The organism is Mobilicoccus caccae (assembly GCF_030161635.1).
Taxonomy (GTDB): Bacteria; Actinomycetota; Actinomycetes; order Actinomycetales; family Dermatophilaceae; genus Mobilicoccus; species Mobilicoccus caccae.
Genome location: NZ_BSUO01000001.1, coordinates 1,436,618 through 1,454,099, shown reverse-complemented (window position 1 = coordinate 1,454,099; position 17,482 = coordinate 1,436,618). Strand labels below are relative to the sequence as shown.

Genomic DNA, 17,482 nt, shown 5'->3' with positions numbered 1-17,482 from the left:
GGGGCTCCCCTTGCCCCGGTCGTCGCCCCCTGCTGACCCCGCTGACCCCGCCGAGGGATCCCGCAGGCACGGCAGCCACGATTTCGGACTGTCGGTGGCCGCTCCTACGATGACCGCGTGGAGTTCCTCAACGGTCAGACGCCCCAGCACGACCTCACCTACAACGACGTCTTCATGGTCCCCTCCCGGTCGTCGGTGGCCTCACGCCTCGACGTCGATCTGAGGACCCCCGACCAGGTCGGCACCACGATCCCCATCGTCGTCGCCAACATGACGGCGGTCGCGGGTCGACGCATGGCCGAGACGGTCGCGCGGCGCGGTGGCCTGGCGATCCTGCCCCAGGACGTCAAGGTGGAGGCCCTGGAGGAGACGATCACCGAGGTCAAGTCGGCCCACCCGGTGTACGAGACCCCGGTGACGGTGGGGCCCGAAGAGCCCGTCGCCGCCGTGCTCGCCCTCCTCGGCAAGCGGGCCCATCGCGCCGCGGTGGTCGTCGAGGACGGCCGCCCCGTCGGGCTGGTCACCGAACGCGACTGCCTCGAGGTCGACCGGTTCTCCACGGTGGCCGACGTCATGCGCCGCGACCTCCTCACCCTGCCCGTCGGCATCGACCTCGACGAGGCCTTCGACGTCCTCGAGAGCAAGCACGTCGGTCTCGCCCCGGTCGTCGACGACGGGCGCCTGGCCGGTGTCCTCACGCGCCGCGGCATCCTGCGTTCTGCCATCTACACCCCCGCGCTCGACCCGCAGGGCCGGCTGATGGTGGGCGCGGCCGTGGGGATCAACGGCGACGTGGCCGGGCGTGCCGAGCGGCTGTTGGCCGACGGTGTGGACGTCATCGTCGTCGACACCGCACACGGTCATCAGGACCGCATGCTCGACGCCCTCACCGCCGCCGTCCGCGCTCGTGATGCGCACGCCGAGCGCTCCGGCCGGCGTATCCCGGTCACGGCCGGCAACGTCGTCTCGGCCGAGGGCGCGCGCGATCTCGCCGCCGCCGGGGCCGACATCATCAAGGTCGGCGTCGGGCCGGGCGCCATGTGCACGACCCGCATGATGACCGGCGTGGGTCGCCCGCAGTTCTCGGCGGTGCTCGAATGCGCCGCCGCGGCCAAGGAGTGTGGCGCGCACGTGTGGGCCGACGGCGGGGTCAAGTACCCCCGTGACGTCGCCCTGGGTCTGGCCGCGGGAGCGGCGAGCATCATGATCGGCTCGTGGTTCGCCGGCACGTACGAATCCCCCGGCGACCTCGTGCGCGACGCCGACGGCCGCTCCTACAAGGAGAGCTTCGGCATGGCCTCCGCCCGCGCGGTGCGCGCCCGCACCAAGGAGCAGTCCGCCTTCGCCCGGGCACGCTCCGCGCTGTTCGAGGAGGGCATCTCCAGTTCGCGGATGTACCTCGATCCCGAGGCCAGCGGCGTCGAGGACCTGCTGGACCGCATCGTCTCGGGAGTACGTAGCTCGTTCACCTACGCGGGTGCCGCCACGGTCGGGGAGTTCCACTCCCGCGCCGTCGTCGGTCTGCAGAGCGCCGCCGGGTACGACGAGGGGCGTCCGCGTGCCACGTCCTGGTGAGGGCGGTCGGCCCGGTGCGGCGCGTCGATCCGGCGCACCCCGGCTGTGCACGGTCACCGAGGTCTTCGATCTGACACCGCGTCTGCGTCGGGTCGTCTTCCGCAGCGACGACCTCGTGGGCGTCACATCGATCAGCCCGGCCCAACGGGTCACGTTGGTGTTGCCGCAGGGCTCCTCGTTCGGTCCCGACGGCCTCGAGTCGGCGGAGTACACGAGCGCCCGTCGCCGGCGTCGCACGTACACGCTGGTCGATCTCGACTCCACCGCCGGCACCGCTGCCGTCGAATTGGTCCGGCACGGCTCGGGCGTCGCGGGTGCCTGGGCCGAACGCGTCCGTCCGGGTGACGAGTTCGTGCTCTCCGGGCCCATGGGCAAGTTCACGATCGACCCCGAGCACACGGCCTTCCTCCTCATCGCCGACGAGACCGCGGTCCCGGCCCTGCGTCAGATCGTTGCGGCGTTGCCCGAGGGCGCGACCGCCGAGGTGCACGTCGAGGTCGCCGACGAGGCTGAGCGTGTCGATCTTCCGTCACCGGCGCAGGTGGACGTCACGTGGTGGCTGCGCAGCGAACACGACGGGCTGACGGGAGAGCTCGTCGGCCGGCTCGCCCCGCACCTGCGCACGGCCGGCCCGGGAGTGACGGTCTGGCTCGCGGCCGAGGCCGAGGCCGTCACGACCCTGCGCGCGCACCTGTTGGCCGAGGCCGGCTGCGAGCGTGGGCGCCTCGACGCCGTCGCCTACTGGCGCCGAGGTCGCGCCGAGACCTGAGCACGCGCCCACCCGACGGATCGGCGCAGACCGCGCCGGATCCCGCGGGTCAGGGCGTGTAGGCGGCGTCGAAGAACGCGCGTTCACAGGTGACGGCGCGGGCGAAGAGCTCCTCGACGCGGGCGCGTTCGGTGGCGTCCGTGGGCTCGTGCGCGTCCAGTTGGCCGGTCAGCCAGCGCACCCACGTCTCGAACGCCTCGCCGCGGTGCAGGTCGATCCAGCCGACGTGCTCGGGGCGGGTGGCGCGCGGGGTCGTGGCGTCGGGCCGGGTGGCCCAGTCGAGGTAGAGCCACTCCGCGACCACGAGCACCGCGAGGACGCAGGCGTACGACCGGGATTCGACGGCGTCCCGCATCACCTGGTCGAAGGCTCGGGTCGCCTGGGTGAGGGCGGGGCGGACCCGGTCGCCCTCGCTCACCGACAGGGCGTCGAAGGAGTCGATGAAGTAGGTGTTCTCGTCGGCGGCGAAGAACCCGAGCTGACGCGCCAGCGGGAGGCGTGCGGCCAGGTCGGGCGCCGATGCGGTCGCCTGACCGAGCAGCATGGTGAACGCGTCACAGAACTGGTAGTCCTGCACGAGGTAGTGGGCCAGGACGCCGTCGTCGACGGTCCCCGCGAGGAGTTCGTCCACGAAGCGATGCTCGACGGCGGCACGCCACTCGGCGTCGTTGGCGGTGCGCAGTCGCTGGGAGAAGGTCGTCATGCCCTCGACCCTACGAACCCCGACCGCCGGGCGCTCCGAAACCGCCGGATGCCGCGTGCTCGGGGTTCGTGGGTCGAGGCGTCAGTGATGGCGCAGCGCCTCGATGAGGTCGTCCTTGTTCATCGAGGACCGACCCTCGATGTCGAGTTCGGCTGCGCGCTCGCGCAACTCGTCCACCGTCCAGTCCTCGTAGGATCCGGACTCCCCACCCTTCCTGCCGACCTCGGAGCGGGAGCTGTTCGCGGCGGCGTTCGAGATGGCGGCCGCCTTGGACTTGCTGTTGCCCTCCTCGCGGAGCTTCTCGTACATCTCCGGGTCCTTGAGGGAATCGGGCATGGGTCAGTCCTCCTTCGCCTCGCGGGGGTGGGTCATGTCGATGGGGACGACCCAGGCGTCGAACTGCTCCTCGCTGACGTGGCCGAGGGCGAGCGCGGCCTCCTTGAGGGTCGTCCCGTCCTTGTGCGCCTTCTTGGCGATCTCGGCGGCCTTGTCGTAGCCGATGTGCGGGTTGAGCGCCGTGACCTGCATGAGGTTGCGCTCCAGACCCGCCGCGATGCGCTCGGTGTCGGGTTCGATCCCGGAGGCGCAGTGCTCGTCGAAGGCGCCGCACGCGTCGCCGATGAGTCGGATGCTCTCCAGGACGGCGTGGGCCATCACCGGCTTGAAGACGTTGAGCTGGAAGTTGCCCTGGCTGCCGGCGAATCCGACGGTGGCGTCGTTGCCGAAGACGCGGGTGGCGACCATCGTCATCGCCTCGCACTGGGTGGGGTTGACCTTGCCCGGCATGATGCTGCTGCCCGGCTCGTTCTCGGGGATGCGGATCTCGCCGATGCCGTTGCGCGGCCCGGAGGCGAGCCAGCGCACGTCGTTGGCGATCTTCATCAGCGCCATGGCCAGCACCCGCAGCGCGGAGCTGAGCGCGACCAACGCGTCGTGGGCCGACAGCGCGGCGAACAGGTTGCCGGCCTGACGGAACTCGTGGCCGGTCTCCTCGGCGATCTTGGCTGCGCACAGCGCCCCGAAGGCGGGGTGCGCGTTGAGCCCGGTGCCGACGGCCGTGCCACCGATCGCGAGGTCGAGCACACCCTGCTCGGCGTGGCGCACCCCCGCGAGGGCGAAGTCGAGCTGGGCGACCCAGCCACCGATCTCCTGCCCGAGGGTGACCGGGGTGGCGTCCTGCAGGTGGGTCCGCCCGACCTTGACGATCTCGGCGAACTCCGCGGCCTTGGCGTCGAGGGTGTCGCGCAGCCGGCCGACCGGGCCGTACAGGTACTCGTGCAGGTCGAGCACGACGGCCACGTGCATCGCGGTCGGGAACGTGTCGTTGCTGCTCTGGCCACGGTTGCAGTGGTCGTTGGGGTGGACGGGGGACTTGCTCCCCATCTGCCCACCGGTGATCTCGATGGCGCGGTTGGAGATGACCTCGTTGGAGTTCATGTTGGACTGCGTGCCGCTGCCGGTCTGGAAGACGACGAGCGGGAAGTGCTCGTCGAGGTCGCCGGCGACGACCTCGCGGGCCGCCTGCTCGAGGGCGTCGAGGGCGGTGTCGTCGAGGGCGGACAACTCCCCCAGCTCGCGGTTGGCGCGGGCCGCGCCGAGCTTGAGCAGCCCCAGCGCCCGGATCATCGAGCGCCCCCACACGAACGTGTCACGTCCGATGGGGAAGTTGCCGATGCTGCGCTGCGTCTGCGCTCCCCAGTAGCGGTCGGCGGGCACCTCGACGGCGCCCATGCTGTCGGTCTCGCGTCGGGTCGTCATGCCTACCACCCTAAGGACGCCGGTCCGGGAACGCTCCTCAAGGCGTCCGGAGAACGGAACCGGGTCACCCCCAGCCGCACCCGACTCGAAACCGCCCCTGATCGACGGTGGTTCGAGGTCGGTGGGTCGGCGTCACCCGACCAGGAGTGCGGTGAGTCCTCCGGCGATGACGGCGCAGATCACGAAGATCCATTCCGAGACGAAGCGCAGCACTGCGCGCATCCTGTCCGAACGCGGGCGGGCATAGCGATCCCGCCGGTCCAGCGGGTCGATCACGGGGTCCGCCGTGCCCCGCTGCAGTCGCGCTCCGATCACCGACGCCACGAGCAGGGCGATCGCCACCACACCGGCGAGGGGAACGGGGATCGTGAACGCCGTGGCCCTCCACGCCGCAGCCAGCACGGTCATCAGGGTGATGGAGCCGACGAAGAAGAGGATGCCGAGCACGGTGTTCGTCACCAGCACGCGCAGGATCTTGCTCGCCACGACCACCACCAGGGCCAGGACCAGGAGGAACGCGACGATCCCCCACCCGATCGCGACGACGTCGTGCCCGCGGGTCAGTGCCAGGACGGTCGCGTTCGACAGGACGAATCCCAGGAGCCCCACGACCACCGGAGCCAGGACGCGCACCCACTCGCCCGGGCTCGTGTCCTCCTGCTGGGACTCACCGAACTCCAGGGAACGGGCGTACTCCCGGGGGTCACCGAACGCCTCCCGCGGCGTCTCACCGCTGTCGGCACAGTGCGACTCGACGGCCGCGACGGCGTCCCCGATCACGGTTCCCTTGACGTCCCGCAGTCTCAACTCGACGACCATGTCGTCGATCCACGCCTGGTCCGATCCGGTCATCCTTCTCACCGCTCCTTCTCACCGATGAAACGAACAGTCGCCCCGGCGAACTCGCGCCAGAGGGTGGCCTTGACGCGAAACTCCTCGCGTCCGGCCGGTGTGAGCTCGAAGTACTTCCGCCCCGGACCGCCGTCGCCCTGCTGCCAGGAGGTGGTCACCTGCCCGGCCGTCTCGAGCCGGCTGAGCAAGGGGTAGAGCGTGCCCCCTTGATCGCACCGAACCCGTTCTCCTCGAGGCGGGTCGCGATGGCGTAGCCGTAGGTCGGGCCGTCGTCGAGGATCCGCAGCACCGCCAGCGTCAGCGGTCCGCGAAGCCATTCACCAGGCCAGCTCGTGGTCATGACTAGACAGTACGCCGATCTAGTCAGGCGCACAATCTAGTGAGGCGCACTAGATAGATGCGTGCGGTGGCGCTCGGAATAGTCCGAGCCCGAGCGGGGCTGAACCGGGCGACCCCTACAGCCCGAGGAGTACAGACATGAGCACGCCGTTCGACACCGTCCGCATCGGTGCCTGGGACCTCCCGCAGCGCTTCGTCATGGCGCCGCTGACCCGTAACCGTGCAGGTCACGGCATGGCGCCGACCGCGCTGAACGCCGAGTACTACGGGCAGCGGGCGGGCGCTGGCCTCATCGTCGCCGAGGGAACGCAACCGAGTTGGCGCGGCCAGGGGTACCTGAACACCCCGGGCATCCACACCCCCGACCAGATCGAGGGGTGGCGCCAGGTGGCGCGTGCGGTGCACTCGCGCGGCGGGCGGATCGTCGTGCAGCTCATGCACACCGGGCGCATCGCCCACCCCGACAACAAGTCGGTGGACGACACGGTCGCCCCGAGCGCGGTGCCCGTGGGGCAGGACACGGTGACGGCGTCGGGCCTCAAGCCCTCGCCTGTTCCGCGGGCGTTGCGCACCGAGGAGATTCCCGAGATCATCGAGGAGTTCGTCCACGCCGCGCGCTGCGCCGTGGCCGCCGAGCTCGACGGGGTCGAGATCCACTCGGCGAACGGCTACCTGCTCCACCAGTTCCTCGCTCCGTCGAGCAATCACCGGCAGGACGCCTACGGCGGATCCCCGGAGGCGCGGGCCCGGTTGTCCGTCGAGGTGACGCGGGCGGTGGCCGATGCCATCGGTCCCGAGCGCGTCGGCATCCGAATCTCACCGGCCCACAACGTGCAGGGCGCCATCGAGACCGACCCGCGGGACACCCGCGCCACCTACGAGGCCCTCATCGACGGCATCGCCGACCTGGACCTGGCGTACCTGAGCATCCTCGCCGACCCGGCGTCGGAGCTCACCCAGGACCTGCGGCGACGCTTCGGCGGGCCGCTCATGGTCAACTCGGGCTTTGCAAGCCACACCACGCTGGCGGAGGTCACCGACATCCTCGCCCGCGACCTGGCCGACGTCGTGGCCGTAGGCCGCGCGTTCATCGCCAACCCCGACCTGGCCCTGCGCTGGCGCACGGGAGCCGCACTCAACAAGCCCAACTCCAAGACCTTCTACGGCGGCGACGCCCGCGGCTACACGGACTACCCGACATTGGCGCAGTCCACGACCTGACCCGACTGCTGCACGACGCCCCGCCTCGGGGCGACGTGCCCCCTCGGCCGGAGTCTGCCGGGCTCCCTGCGTGCAGGGAGCCCGGCGCTCATGTCACCCCCGGCCGCTACGCGGCGGGTCGCACGTCTGCGGCGGCGAACCACCTGACCGACAGCGAGCCCGTGCCGTCGGGGCGAGCCTCGACGAGGGCGAGCAGGACCTCCCAGCCGTGCCCGGTGCGGCGTTGTTCGACGACGAGGCCCGGGACGTCCCGGTCGTCGATGCGGGCGTAGACGAACGGGAGCCGCCGCGCGGCCAGCGAGGGCCGAGGAGTGTCGGTCGAGATCCGCACCTCGGACGTCGAAGGATCTCGGCGATCGCGGAGGGGGATTCCGAGTGCGCGTGATGAGGTGTATCCGCCGGCCATGTCTGGAGAGTCTCAGCGAGCACCGACAACCGTTCGTCCCACCCGCGCGACCGTCGTCCCGGTCCACCTCGGACAGCAGGTGAGGACGAGACAGGAGGGCGTGCGGTGCTGTTTCACCCATCTCCACCTGTTCGAGGTGGGTGGGGGATGAGTCGGCCGATACGCCGGGTTCTGTCGTTGAGCGGCCATCCATCTAGGCCGTCCGTTACCGAACGGCTCGAGCGACCTACCCGTGTGCTCGGGCGGGCAGCCCTCGATCGCACACTGTCTGGTCTTGCTCCGGGTGGGGTTTACCGAGCCGCCCCCGTCACCGGAGGCGCTGGTGGTCTCTTACACCACCGTTTCACCCTGACCCACGCCTACCTCGAGAGGAGGTGGTTCATGGGCGGTCTGTTTTCTGTGGCACTGTCCCGCGGGTCACCCCGGGTGGCTGTTGGCCACCACCCTGCCCTGTGGAGCCCGGACGTTCCTCGTCGACGACCGAAATCGTCGACGCGACCGCCTGGCCGACTCATCCACGACCAGTCTAGCCGCCGGAGCGCCGCACCTCCGCCACCTGCCCGGACGCACCAGCGGAACTTCGCCGCCACTCGCGGGTCTCGTGCCGCGCACCCGGGTCTTGACGGACCCGATTGACACCGAACCGATCTCATCGCCATCGGCTCGGCGGTTCTCGTTCAATCGGCCGCCGACCGGCCGATGGAGGGGGCGATGGCCGCACACACCTCCCACATCGGCGCCCACCTCCCGCACGAAGGTCTGGGGCGCCGCAACGTGCTGGTGCTGGGTGGCCTCGGCGCCGCCGGACTGCTCGGGGCGCGGGTGAGCGCGACGTTGGCCACCGGAAACCCCAGGTCACGCGCCGCGGGGCCGGAGGCCGGGCTCCCCACTCCCCCGGCACCGCCCGCGCCGGGCACGCCGCCGCAGGAGCCGGTGTCCTCCGGCGCCATCGGCCCGTGGCAGAACTCCACGCACAGCACCTCGACCCCGGCCGAGGACCAGGCCGCGGCCACCGGCGAGGGGATCCACCTCATCGGAGACTCGATCGCCACCCGCCTCCTGCCCGTCCTGCAGGAGCGGCTCGCGGGTCGGCCGCTGTCCTACGACGTGTGGAACGGCCGGCCGACGGCACCCGCGCTGGAGGACCTGGCACGCGCCGTGGCCGAGGATCGCCTCGCCCCGACGGTCGTCGCCGTCCTCGGCAGCAACGACATCTTCGACCCGTGGCCGTTCGCGGCCCAGATTCATCGCGCCCGCGAGATCGTCGGTGGGCGCCGCCTGCTGTGGGTGACACCGTTCGTCAGCCGCCCCTCCGCACGGTCGGCGGACCTGCGCAACTCCGCCGTCCTCGGGCTCGCCCTCGAACGGGCCGCCGCCGCAGGACAGATCGAACTCGTCCGCTGGTTCGAACTGCTCGCGCGTTCCGCCGACCGCGTCGACGACCTCGCCGAGGACGGCGTGCACCCCACCGGCGTCGGGTCGGCCGCGCTGGCCGACCTCGTGCTCACGACGTTGGGTTGACCGTCGGGCTGACCTCGAACCGCACCCGCCTGGCGACGATGTCGGCCTCGCGGAGCACCACCCGGACGCGCGACCCCGGCTCGGCCGTGCCGTCGGCACCGGCCACCACGGCCGGGTCGGCGATCTGCACGACGATCCCCTTCTCGCCGCGGTCGTCGACGACGACCGCGTCGAAGCCCTCCCCCACCCGGTGGGCCAACTCGGCGGCCTCGACGGCGTCGGTGCAGGCCCGATCGACGGCCGAGGCGCGCCGGTCGCCCTCCCGCATCGCCTCCGGCAGGCCGGGCAACGCCTCGCGCACCCACGCCGGCACCTCCTCACCTGCGTCGACCGCCTCGCATACCGCGAGTCCGAACCTGTCGATCAGACGCCTCAGAGGCGCGGTGACGTGCGCATACGGCGCCGCGACGGCCGCGTGCAGCCGCTCCTCGGGCTCCTCGCCGTCGAACGCCGTGTACCCCGCGCCGCGGAACAGCACCGTGGCGTCATGGATGAGGGCGAGGTGCGCCGGATCGTCGCGATCCAGGGTGCGCAGGAACTCGCCGTACTCCACGTCCTGCTGCCACGTGACGCCGAATGCCTGCGCCTGGCGCCGGAACCGGGCGATGTCCTCCTCCTTCGGCGAGGGCATCGTGCGGAGGATCCCGACACCCGCCTCCAGCTTCATCTGCGCGGCAGCCATGCCGGTGAGCAGTGAGATCTGCGCGTTGTGGTCCTCGGCGGGCACGACCGGGCGGAACTCGAGGCGGTAGGTCCCGTCCTCCTCGCGGACGACCTCCTGGTCGGGCATCGGCAGGGAGGCGCCGCCCCGGGCTCGCTCGGCGGCGACACGGGCCTCGCCGATGCGGGCCAGGATCGGGAGTTGCGCGTCCGTGGCCGGGTCGGCACCCGCGGCGACGCCGTCGAGGATCGCCTGCACCTGCGCGTAGTCGTAGCGGGTGAGGCTGCGCACCCGTCTCCGGGCGACGTGAGCCTCGGTGAGTTCACCTGCTGCGTCGAGGCGCAGGTCCCACACGTACGCGGCGCGCTCCACCCCGGGCAGCAGACTGCACGCGCCCTCGCTCAGCACCGCCGGGTGCAGGGGCGAGCGTTCGTCGGGGAGATAGATGGTCTGCCCGCGCCGCCGCGCCTCGGTGTCGATGGCGCCGCCGGGCCGCTCCGCGTCGGAGAGGTCGGCGATGGCGTACCGGATGCGGTAGCCGCTGCCCTCGGTCTCCAGGTACATGGCCTGGTCGAGGTCCATGCTGCCGGGCGGGTCGATGGTGAGGAAGGGGAGGTCCGTGGCGTCGGGCAACTCACCGGCGACCTGCGCGGCGCGGTCGGCCGCCTCCTGCGCCTCCTCCAGGACCTGCGGCGGGAACTCCCCCGGCACGTCGAACTCGGCGCGAATGGCGTCGAACGCGGACTCCAGCGTGGCGTCGGCGGACGCGAGACGGTAGCTGCGGGGAGGCATAGGCATCAGCGTACGGATCTCACCGCGCCCAAGGCCGCGTCGTTGTCGGAAGTCGAAGAACAACACCGACGACATCGACCCCGCCAGGTCACCCGTCGACCTGCGACGATGCCGTCCGAGGACGTCTCGATGTCGTCGGTCTTGTTCTTCAGTCGTCTCTTCAGCCGTCGGCAGAGCCGACCGGCCCCTGTCTCGGCCGGCCGATGAGCGCGATGAACTCGCCGCCGGAGAACACGTCGAGGGTCTGGCCGCAGCAGACTCCCGCGGCGAGCACGAACGCGATTGGGCCCAGGACGAGGATCGAGCACGTCTCACCCCATGCCGTGAGGGAATCAGCGCAGGTGGGAGGTGTCGTTGACGAACTCCACGACGATCCCGCCGTCGCGCCACAGCCGCAGCGAGGTCAACGCGCCGGGGGTGGTGGCCAGGCGCCACACGTTCGGGAGGGCCATGCCGAGAGCCTCGGCGAGGATCACCCCGATCGGTCCCCGGTGGGCCACGACGACGACCGCGGGCGACCCTGCGTCGCCGGCCGATTCGCGTGCCTCCTCGACGAGCCGGGCGAACACCGGACGCACCCGCTGCCCCAGTTGGGCATAGCTCTCCCCACCCGGCGGCGGGACGTCGTCCTCGCTGCGGGAGCGCTGCAACGCCTGCGCGTCCTCGCGGGAGATCTCGGCGACCGTGCGTCCCTCCCAGGCGCCGAAGCACAACTCGTCGAGGTCCTCCTCGACCTCGGCGTGGACACCCAACGCGGCGGCGATGACCTGGCCGCTCTGATGCGCCCGCTGGAGGGAGGAGGTGACGACGCGCACCTGCGCGGTCTCGCCGAGGAAGTCGCGGACTCCCCGCGCCGCGGCACGGGCCTGGGCCATGCCCTCGGGGGTGAGTGCCGGGTCGGCTCCGCCGCGTCCGTCGAGCCTGCCCTGCCGGGTGAACTCGGTGACGCCGTGACGCACGAGCACCACACGCACCGGCGGCGACAGGTCGGGGCCTGCGCTCGTGCGCGGCAACGGCGCAGGTGGGGGCACGAGCGCCTCGTCCTCCTCGCCCTCCACACCCGGGTCGGGAAAGGCGCCACCGGCCGGGGAGCGGTCCACGGTGTGACCGTCCATCCCCTCGTTCGACAGGGCGTCGGCTGCCGAGTTCTGCGCCCGCGGGATCCACGTGAAGCGCACCGACCCGCCGGCGGCCTTCACCTCGGCGACGATCGCGCGTGCCTCTTGGGCCAGTCGCTGCATGTCGGCGTGCTTGATCTTCCAGCGGCCCGACATCTGCTCCACGACGAGCTTGGAGTCCATGCGGGCCTCGACGTCGATCGGATCGCCCTCGCCCACCTCCAGAGCCGCGCGCAGTCCGACGATGAGGCCGGTGTACTCGGCGACGTTGTTGCTTGCCTTGCCCAGGGGCGCGGCGAGTTCGCGCACGACGACACCGTCGGCGTCCCGCACGAGAGCGCCGTAGCCGGCGACGCCGGGGTTGCCCCGCGAGCCACCGTCGGCCTCGACGACGAGTCGCCTCACAGGCCCGACTCGGAGGTGCGCACGAGGATCCTGCGGCACTCTTCGCAGCGCAGCACCTCGTTGTCGGCCGCCTTGGCGAAGCGCGACAGGTCGGCGGCCATGAGCTCGAGGTTGCACCCCTCGCAGCGGCGGTGACGCAGGGCGGCGGCTCCCGTGCCGGACGTGGTCCGGATCTTCTCGTACAGGGCCAGCAGATCGTCGGTGATGCCGGCGGCGACGTCGGTGCGCTGACGCTCCAGCGCCTCACGCTCGCGGTCGAGTTCGGCCTGCGCGGCCGTGCGGGCGGCTTCGGCCTCGCTCAGCGTCTCCTGCAAGGGACCGCGCCTGCCCTCCAGCGCGACCAGCCGCTTGTCGGCCACCTCGGCGCGCTCCATCGCCTCCAGCTCGATCTCCTCCAGCTCGCCTTGACGCCGGGCGAGGGAGTCCAGTTCGTGCGTGAGGGCCTGCATGTCCTTGGCGGACCCCTGCCCCGCGTCGAGACGGGCCTGGTTGCGTGTCGCGCGGTCGCGGACGAGGGTGACGTCGGCCTCGGCCTTGGTCGCCTCGCGGTGGATGTCGTCGGCGTCGACCCGGGCGCGGGTGATCTCGGAGTCCAGCGCCGCCAACTCACCGCTGCGGGTGCTCACCTCGAGCGCCTCGGGCAGGTTCTTGGTGCGGTGCGCGATCTGGGCCAGGCGCGTGTCGATGCCCTGCAAGTCGAGGAGTCTCCACTGGAGCTGCTGGTTGGCCTTCACTCCGGTCCTTTCATCGGGCGTCGGTGTCGGGCGCCGGATCGCCGGAACGCCGCGGGTGATGCGTCACGCACTGTCGTCTGTGTGGTCGATGTCGTCGATGTCGACGGCGCCGACCGTGAAGGTCCACGGGTCGGTGACCAGGGTGCTGACGTGGTGTCCCACGCTAGCGCCTGCCGGGCCGATCTCCCCCAGCGCCTTCTCGAGCCGGGAGCGCACGTTCTCCAGCCACAGGAACTCCGTCGCGTAGTGCCCGGCGTCGATGAGGTAGGGCGGACCGCCACGGCCTTCTTCGCGTGCCTCGAGCGCCGGGTGGTGACGCAGGTCGGAGGTGACGTAGACGTCGGCCTCGCAGCGGCGGACCTCCTCGAAGAGCGAGTCGCCCGCGCCTCCGAGGACCGCGATCCGGCGCACCGGGGCGTCCGCGGGGCCCGAGACCCGGATGCCACCGGCCGTCGCGGGCAGCCGCGAGCTGAGGCGTCGGGCCAGGTCACCGAGGGAGATCGATTCGGGCAGGTCGCCGAGGCGTCCGAGGTCGGCGCCCTCGGAGACGGTGAGGGTCTCCAGGTCGGTGAGCCCGCAGGCCCGCCCGAGCTCGTCGCAGACCCCCGGCCAGGCGACGTCGGCGTTGGTGTGCGCGGTGTAGAGGGCGATGTCGGCGACGACGAGTGCCGTGACGGTGGCGCCCTTGGCCGTCGTCGTCGCGACGGAGTTCACCCCGCGCAGGAGCAGCGGGTGGTGGGTGATGAGCAGGTCGGCGCCGGCGTCCCGGGCCTCCTCCACCACGGCCAGGGTGGGATCGACGGCGTAGTGGACGAGCCGCACGGGCTGGTCGAGGTCGCCGGTCGTGAGTCCGACCCGGTCCCACGACTGCGCCGTGGCGGGAGGGTAGAACCCCTCGAGGACCTCCACGACCTCGCGCAGAACCAGCGGTGTCTTCATGAGCATGCCTCCCGTGACCGGCGAAAGCTCCACCCTACGCAACGCCCGCGCGCCGCAGATCCCGCCGCGGAGCCGCCCCGATCCCCCGCCGCCGGTCCGTAGAGTCGGGCCATGACACCGGACATCGTGGCCGCCGAGCACCTCCTCCCCGGGATCGTCGCCGCCGACGTTCCGACCTCACGTCTGCGCATGCGGATGCTCGTCCGAGAGGCGCAGGTCGACGCCCTGGCCGACGCCGGTACGCGTCGCGTCCTCGTGGCCGTGCACGGCAACGTCTCGTCCTCACTCTTCTACCAACGCCTCATGCTGGCGTTGCCCGACGACCTCCTCGTCGTGGCCCCCGACCTGCGCGGATACGGCGAGACCGAGCCGGCGCCGATCGACGCCTCGCGCGGCCTGCGCGATCACGCCGACGACCTCCTCGCGCTGCTGGACGCCCTGGAACTCGGGGCCGTCGACCTCATGGGCTGGTCGATGGGCGGTGGGGTCGTCTCGCGCGTGGCCGCCGATCACCCCGAGCGGGTGCGCAGCCTGGTGCTGCAGGCGCCGGTGTCGCCGTACGGATTCGGTTCCACCACCGATGTGTCCGGGACGCTCGCCTCTGCCGATGCCGCGGGCAGTGGCGCCGGCGGAGCCAATCCGCGCTTCGTCGAACTGCTCGCCGCCCGCGACACCGACGGGCAGAGCACCGACGGAGCCCCCGAGGCCGCCTCTCCCCGGGCGACTCTTCGCGCGGTGTACGTGGCGCCCCGGGCCGAGCCGTGGCCCGATGAGGACATGTGGGTCGCCTCGATGTGCACCACCGTCGTCGGCCCGGACCACTACCCGGGAGACGCGACCGCCTCGGAGAACTGGCCCGGGTTCGCGCCGGGTCGTCGCGGCATCCTCAACTCGATGGCGCCGCTCTACTGCCGGTGGGACGACCTCGTCGAGGCCACCCCGGCGCCGCCCGTGCTGTGGATCCGGGGCGATGCGGACAGGATCGTCTCGGACACCTCCGCGTTGGACCTGGCCGTGCTGGGACAGATCGGCCTCATCCCGGGCTATCCGGGCGCCGACGCGATCCCCGCGCAGCCGATGATCGCCCAGACCAGGGCCGTCCTCGATCGGTACGTGGAGGCCGGCGGCCGCTACGAGGAGATGGTCCTGCCCGGCATCGGTCACTCCCCACACCTCGAGGCCGAGACGGAGGTCCTCACCGCGATCCTCGCCCACCTCGAGCGGGCGTGAGAGAGCCGAGATCTTCGTGTCGGCAGGCGGTCGGTCACGGCGTCGATGGGAGGACGCCGGTGGGCCCGGCCGGGCTCGAACCGACGACACCCGCGGTGTAAACGCGGTGCTCTACCAACTGAGCTACAGGCCCTCGCGCCCGTGCTCGCCGGACGCCGACGGCCATTGTGACACCTCGTCGGGCTCGACGTCGGGTTCGACTCCCGTGCGGGGCGTGACGATCGCCGCCTCGACGGTGTCCTCCGCTCGCGGGGCCTCCGGCTCGCCCAGTTTGACGAGCACGACGCCCGTGACCACGAGGACTCCGCCCACGACGTTGCCGATGGTCGGCGTCTCACCGAGCAGCAGCCACGCGACGAGCGCGACGAACAGCACCTCGGTGAGGCCGACGAAACTCGCGAGCCGCGACCCGAGACGGCGGGCCCCCTCGATCCCCAGCACATAGGCGAGTCCGCCCGTGACGGCACCGAGCAGACCCAGGGCCACCCACCACGGCACCTCCCGACCGGCGTAGACCGGCGACATCGTGGACGTGGCGATGTCGAGCACGCCGACAGCCCCGGCCAAGGCAAGGAGGAGTCCACCCACCACGAGCCCGCCCGTGGCGAAGGCGACCGGCGGCAACCCGTGCGACTCGTCCGAGGAGAGGACGAAGTAGACCGCGAGGCCGATCATGGCCGCCAGCGACCACGCGATGCCCGGCATGTTGACCTCGACGCCGGAGACCAGATCGAGGACGATGACCAGCCCCGCCGCGGCGACCACCGCACCGAGCGTCGTCAACCGGGAGGGTCGTTGACCGCCGGTGACCCACAGCCACAGCAACACCGCCACCGGCGCGGCGAACTCGACCAGCAGAGCCACCGCGACCGGCAGGTACCGGACCGCCTGGAAGTAGGCCAGTTGGGTCCCCGCGACGGCCAACATGCCGTAGAGGATCATGCGCGGCGCCGCCCCGGGCACGAGCCGCCACTTGCCGCGCAGAGCGACGACCGCGAGCGGCGCGAGCAGGAGCGCCCCGATGAGGATGCGGGCGCACACCGCGGCTCCCGCGCTCCATCCCGTCGTCATGAGTCCGCTGCCCAGCGACCCCGACAGGCTGAACGCCGCAGCCGCCCCGACGGCGTACCCGAACCCACTGATCTGCCTCGACACACGAGCAGCCTACGGGCCGCCACCGACACCCCGTCCCGCCGTCGGAGGATCCGACCCGGAACCCGGCCCGGACCTGCGACGTTGTCGCCATGGATCATTGTCGAGACGACGGGACGTCCATGGGCTTCAGGGGTGAGTCGCCGCGCCGCGCGGACCGCACCGCCACACCACATCGCAGATGGCATCGTTCTGGTCGTCATCACGACCAGAACGATGCGGTCTGCGATGCAGTGTTCGATGCGACGTCCTCACGCGCCGTGGTCGGGGGCGAACCGGCGCGTCCTGGGCCCGGTGGCCGGTGCGGTTCCTGATCCTCCTCGGTGTGCTGCTCGTCCCCCTCGCCTACCTCGACGGAGCCGGGCTGCTGCCGGTGATCCAGGCGGTGCTGCCGGTGGTGGGACTCCTCGGCCTCCTCGTCGCGCTCCTGTCCGTGCTCACCCGCGACGCCCCCGGGACCGTCGTGGCGGTCGCCGCGAGCCTGGCCCTCCTCGTCCCCGTCCTGCCCTGGGCACCCCGTGCCGCCGTACCCGCCGCCCAGGCGCATGGCGAGGATCTGCGGGTCGTCACGATCAACACCGAGTTCGGAGGCGCCGATCCGGACGGGATCGTCGCGGCCGTCCGGGAGCACGACGCCGACGTCCTCGTCCTGCTCGAGGAGACCCCGCAGCACTGGCGGGCCCTCGGGGCCGCGGGGCTGCGTGGGCTCCTGCCCCACGCCACCGGCACGGTCAGCGACAGCGCCGCCGGAACGGTGGTCGCCACCCGAGACCCGGCCACCTGCCTCGACACGACGATCGCGTGCGGGCGGGTGGTCCCGGCCGTCCGGAGCGCCGACGAACCCTTCACCCAGGTCTCCCTGCGCTTGGCCGGCGGCACCGTCCTGCGCGGCGCACACCCCTTCCCGCCCGTCGGCGCCCGCGCCGCCACGTGGCACACCTCCTTGCAGTCGCTGCAGCGCTGGGTGCACGACGCGCACGGCCACGAACCTCGCCTCGTCGTCACCGGAGACCTCAACGCCGGCCCCGGCCACCCCGCCTTCCGCGCCATCGCCGACGGCCTCGACCAGGGACCCCGCGCCTGGCCGTGGCAGCCGACGTGGCCACTCGGATCACTCGTGCCGCCGTTCGTGCAGATCGACCACGTGCTGACCCGCGGGTTCGCCGTCGTCGACGAGGCCACGCTCCGCGTCCCCGGCACCGACCACGCCGGGGTCCGGGCGCACCTGCGTCCGACGCGCTGACCCCTCAGGCCCGCCTCCGCCCCCTCTCTGGCACGATCGGAGGAGGGCGCGACGAACATGAGGG

General features: G+C 71.8%; 18 protein-coding genes, 1 tRNA gene and 1 other RNA gene. 6 read left to right on the top strand and 14 right to left on the bottom strand.

Annotation, left to right across the window (positions count from 1 at the left end; all coding sequences use genetic code 11):
• Nucleotides 1-117: 117 nt before the first annotated feature.
• Together QQK49_RS06970 and QQK49_RS06965 are read left to right on the top strand one after the other, a co-directional pair.
• A complete protein-coding gene (locus QQK49_RS06970) occupies nucleotides 118-1,575 on the top strand; it encodes a GuaB1 family IMP dehydrogenase-related protein (protein ID WP_284303310.1) in 1,458 nt (485 codons plus the stop codon).
• Nucleotides 1,559-2,344: a siderophore-interacting protein gene (locus tag QQK49_RS06965; RefSeq protein WP_284303309.1), complete on the top strand. Its 786-nt coding sequence runs from the start codon at nucleotides 1,559-1,561 to the stop codon at nucleotides 2,342-2,344. Before QQK49_RS06970 ends, QQK49_RS06965 begins: the two co-directional genes overlap by 17 nt.
• Before the next feature lie 49 nt (nucleotides 2,345-2,393).
• Here QQK49_RS06965 and QQK49_RS06960 read toward each other — a convergent pair whose 3' ends face one another.
• The 6 genes from QQK49_RS06960 to QQK49_RS22670 all read right to left on the bottom strand — a co-directional run bounded on the left by QQK49_RS06960 (nucleotide 2,394) and on the right by QQK49_RS22670 (nucleotide 5,997).
• Nucleotides 2,394-3,047, bottom strand: a complete 654-nt coding sequence (locus QQK49_RS06960; protein WP_284303308.1) for a TenA family protein — start codon at nucleotides 3,045-3,047, stop codon at nucleotides 2,394-2,396.
• 81 nt (nucleotides 3,048-3,128) lie between these two features.
• Nucleotides 3,129-3,383: a DUF7218 family protein gene (locus QQK49_RS06955; protein WP_284303307.1), complete on the bottom strand. Its 255-nt coding sequence runs from the start codon at nucleotides 3,381-3,383 to the stop codon at nucleotides 3,129-3,131.
• 3 nt (nucleotides 3,384-3,386) lie between these two features.
• Nucleotides 3,387-4,805, bottom strand: coding sequence for a class II fumarate hydratase (fumC, locus tag QQK49_RS06950; RefSeq protein WP_284303306.1), 1,419 nt, complete (start codon nucleotides 4,803-4,805; stop codon nucleotides 3,387-3,389).
• A 132-nt stretch (nucleotides 4,806-4,937) separates the two neighbouring features.
• Nucleotides 4,938-5,657: a hypothetical protein gene (locus tag QQK49_RS06945; RefSeq protein ID WP_284303305.1), complete on the bottom strand. Its 720-nt coding sequence runs from the start codon at nucleotides 5,655-5,657 to the stop codon at nucleotides 4,938-4,940.
• A 5-nt stretch (nucleotides 5,658-5,662) separates the two neighbouring features.
• Nucleotides 5,663-5,815, bottom strand: coding sequence for a PadR family transcriptional regulator (locus QQK49_RS22675; RefSeq protein ID WP_348536119.1), 153 nt, complete (start codon nucleotides 5,813-5,815; stop codon nucleotides 5,663-5,665).
• Nucleotides 5,812-5,997, bottom strand: coding sequence for a PadR family transcriptional regulator (locus tag QQK49_RS22670; RefSeq protein WP_348536118.1), 186 nt, complete (start codon nucleotides 5,995-5,997; stop codon nucleotides 5,812-5,814). The genes QQK49_RS22675 and QQK49_RS22670 overlap by 4 nt, the downstream gene beginning before the upstream one ends.
• A gap of 137 nt (nucleotides 5,998-6,134) precedes the next feature.
• Between QQK49_RS22670 and QQK49_RS06935 the strand changes: the two genes are divergently transcribed.
• Nucleotides 6,135-7,217 carry an alkene reductase gene (locus QQK49_RS06935; RefSeq protein ID WP_284303304.1) on the top strand — a complete coding sequence of 361 codons (1,083 nt, stop codon included), beginning with the start codon at nucleotides 6,135-6,137 and terminating at the stop codon, nucleotides 7,215-7,217.
• Between the two features lie 106 nt (nucleotides 7,218-7,323).
• Here the strand turns inward: QQK49_RS06935 and QQK49_RS06930 are convergent, their stop codons facing one another.
• Nucleotides 7,324-7,548 (bottom strand): hypothetical protein, encoded by a 225-nt coding sequence (locus QQK49_RS06930; protein ID WP_284303303.1) that lies wholly within the window; start codon nucleotides 7,546-7,548, stop codon nucleotides 7,324-7,326.
• Nucleotides 7,549-7,767: 219 nt separating this feature from the next.
• Nucleotides 7,768-8,137, bottom strand: an RNA gene (gene rnpB / locus QQK49_RS06925) — RNase P RNA component class A.
• Between the two features lie 197 nt (nucleotides 8,138-8,334).
• Here rnpB and QQK49_RS06920 point away from each other — a divergent pair.
• Nucleotides 8,335-9,144, top strand: coding sequence for an SGNH/GDSL hydrolase family protein (locus tag QQK49_RS06920; RefSeq protein ID WP_284303302.1), 810 nt, complete (start codon nucleotides 8,335-8,337; stop codon nucleotides 9,142-9,144).
• On the opposite strand, the gene QQK49_RS06915 is transcribed toward QQK49_RS06920, so the two are convergent.
• The 4 genes from QQK49_RS06915 to QQK49_RS06900 all read right to left on the bottom strand — a co-directional run bounded on the left by QQK49_RS06915 (nucleotide 9,128) and on the right by QQK49_RS06900 (nucleotide 13,793).
• Nucleotides 9,128-10,597, bottom strand: a complete 1,470-nt coding sequence (locus QQK49_RS06915; RefSeq protein ID WP_431310515.1) for an RNB domain-containing ribonuclease — start codon at nucleotides 10,595-10,597, stop codon at nucleotides 9,128-9,130. The two genes, QQK49_RS06920 and QQK49_RS06915, sit on opposite strands and share 17 nt — an antisense overlap.
• A 332-nt stretch (nucleotides 10,598-10,929) precedes the next feature.
• Nucleotides 10,930-12,120 carry a bifunctional RNase H/acid phosphatase gene (locus QQK49_RS06910; protein WP_284303300.1) on the bottom strand — a complete coding sequence of 397 codons (1,191 nt, stop codon included), beginning with the start codon at nucleotides 12,118-12,120 and terminating at the stop codon, nucleotides 10,930-10,932.
• Nucleotides 12,117-12,854, bottom strand: a complete 738-nt coding sequence (locus tag QQK49_RS06905; RefSeq protein ID WP_284303299.1) for a zinc ribbon domain-containing protein — start codon at nucleotides 12,852-12,854, stop codon at nucleotides 12,117-12,119. The genes QQK49_RS06910 and QQK49_RS06905 overlap by 4 nt, the downstream gene beginning before the upstream one ends.
• Nucleotides 12,855-12,917: 63 nt before the next feature.
• Nucleotides 12,918-13,793, bottom strand: a complete 876-nt coding sequence (locus tag QQK49_RS06900) for a Nif3-like dinuclear metal center hexameric protein (protein ID WP_431310514.1) — start codon at nucleotides 13,791-13,793, stop codon at nucleotides 12,918-12,920.
• A gap of 111 nt (nucleotides 13,794-13,904) precedes the next feature.
• On the opposite strand from QQK49_RS06900, the gene QQK49_RS06895 reads away from it, so the two are divergent.
• A complete protein-coding gene (locus QQK49_RS06895) occupies nucleotides 13,905-15,023 on the top strand; it encodes an alpha/beta fold hydrolase (protein ID WP_284303297.1) in 1,119 nt (372 codons plus the stop codon).
• A gap of 60 nt (nucleotides 15,024-15,083) precedes the next feature.
• Here QQK49_RS06895 and QQK49_RS06890 read toward each other — a convergent pair.
• Both QQK49_RS06890 and QQK49_RS06885 read right to left on the bottom strand, forming a co-directional pair.
• A tRNA-Val gene (locus QQK49_RS06890) sits at nucleotides 15,084-15,156 on the bottom strand.
• The gene (locus tag QQK49_RS06885) at nucleotides 15,147-16,178 is read right to left on the bottom strand and encodes a DMT family transporter (protein WP_284303296.1); all 1,032 of its coding nucleotides are present in this window, start codon (nucleotides 16,176-16,178) and stop codon (nucleotides 15,147-15,149) included. Before QQK49_RS06885 ends, QQK49_RS06890 begins: the two co-directional genes overlap by 10 nt.
• A 298-nt stretch (nucleotides 16,179-16,476) precedes the next feature.
• On the opposite strand from QQK49_RS06885, the gene QQK49_RS06880 reads away from it, so the two are divergent.
• Nucleotides 16,477-17,418 (top strand): endonuclease/exonuclease/phosphatase family protein, encoded by a 942-nt coding sequence (locus QQK49_RS06880; RefSeq protein WP_284303295.1) that lies wholly within the window; start codon nucleotides 16,477-16,479, stop codon nucleotides 17,416-17,418.
• Nucleotides 17,419-17,482 lie beyond the last annotated feature (64 nt).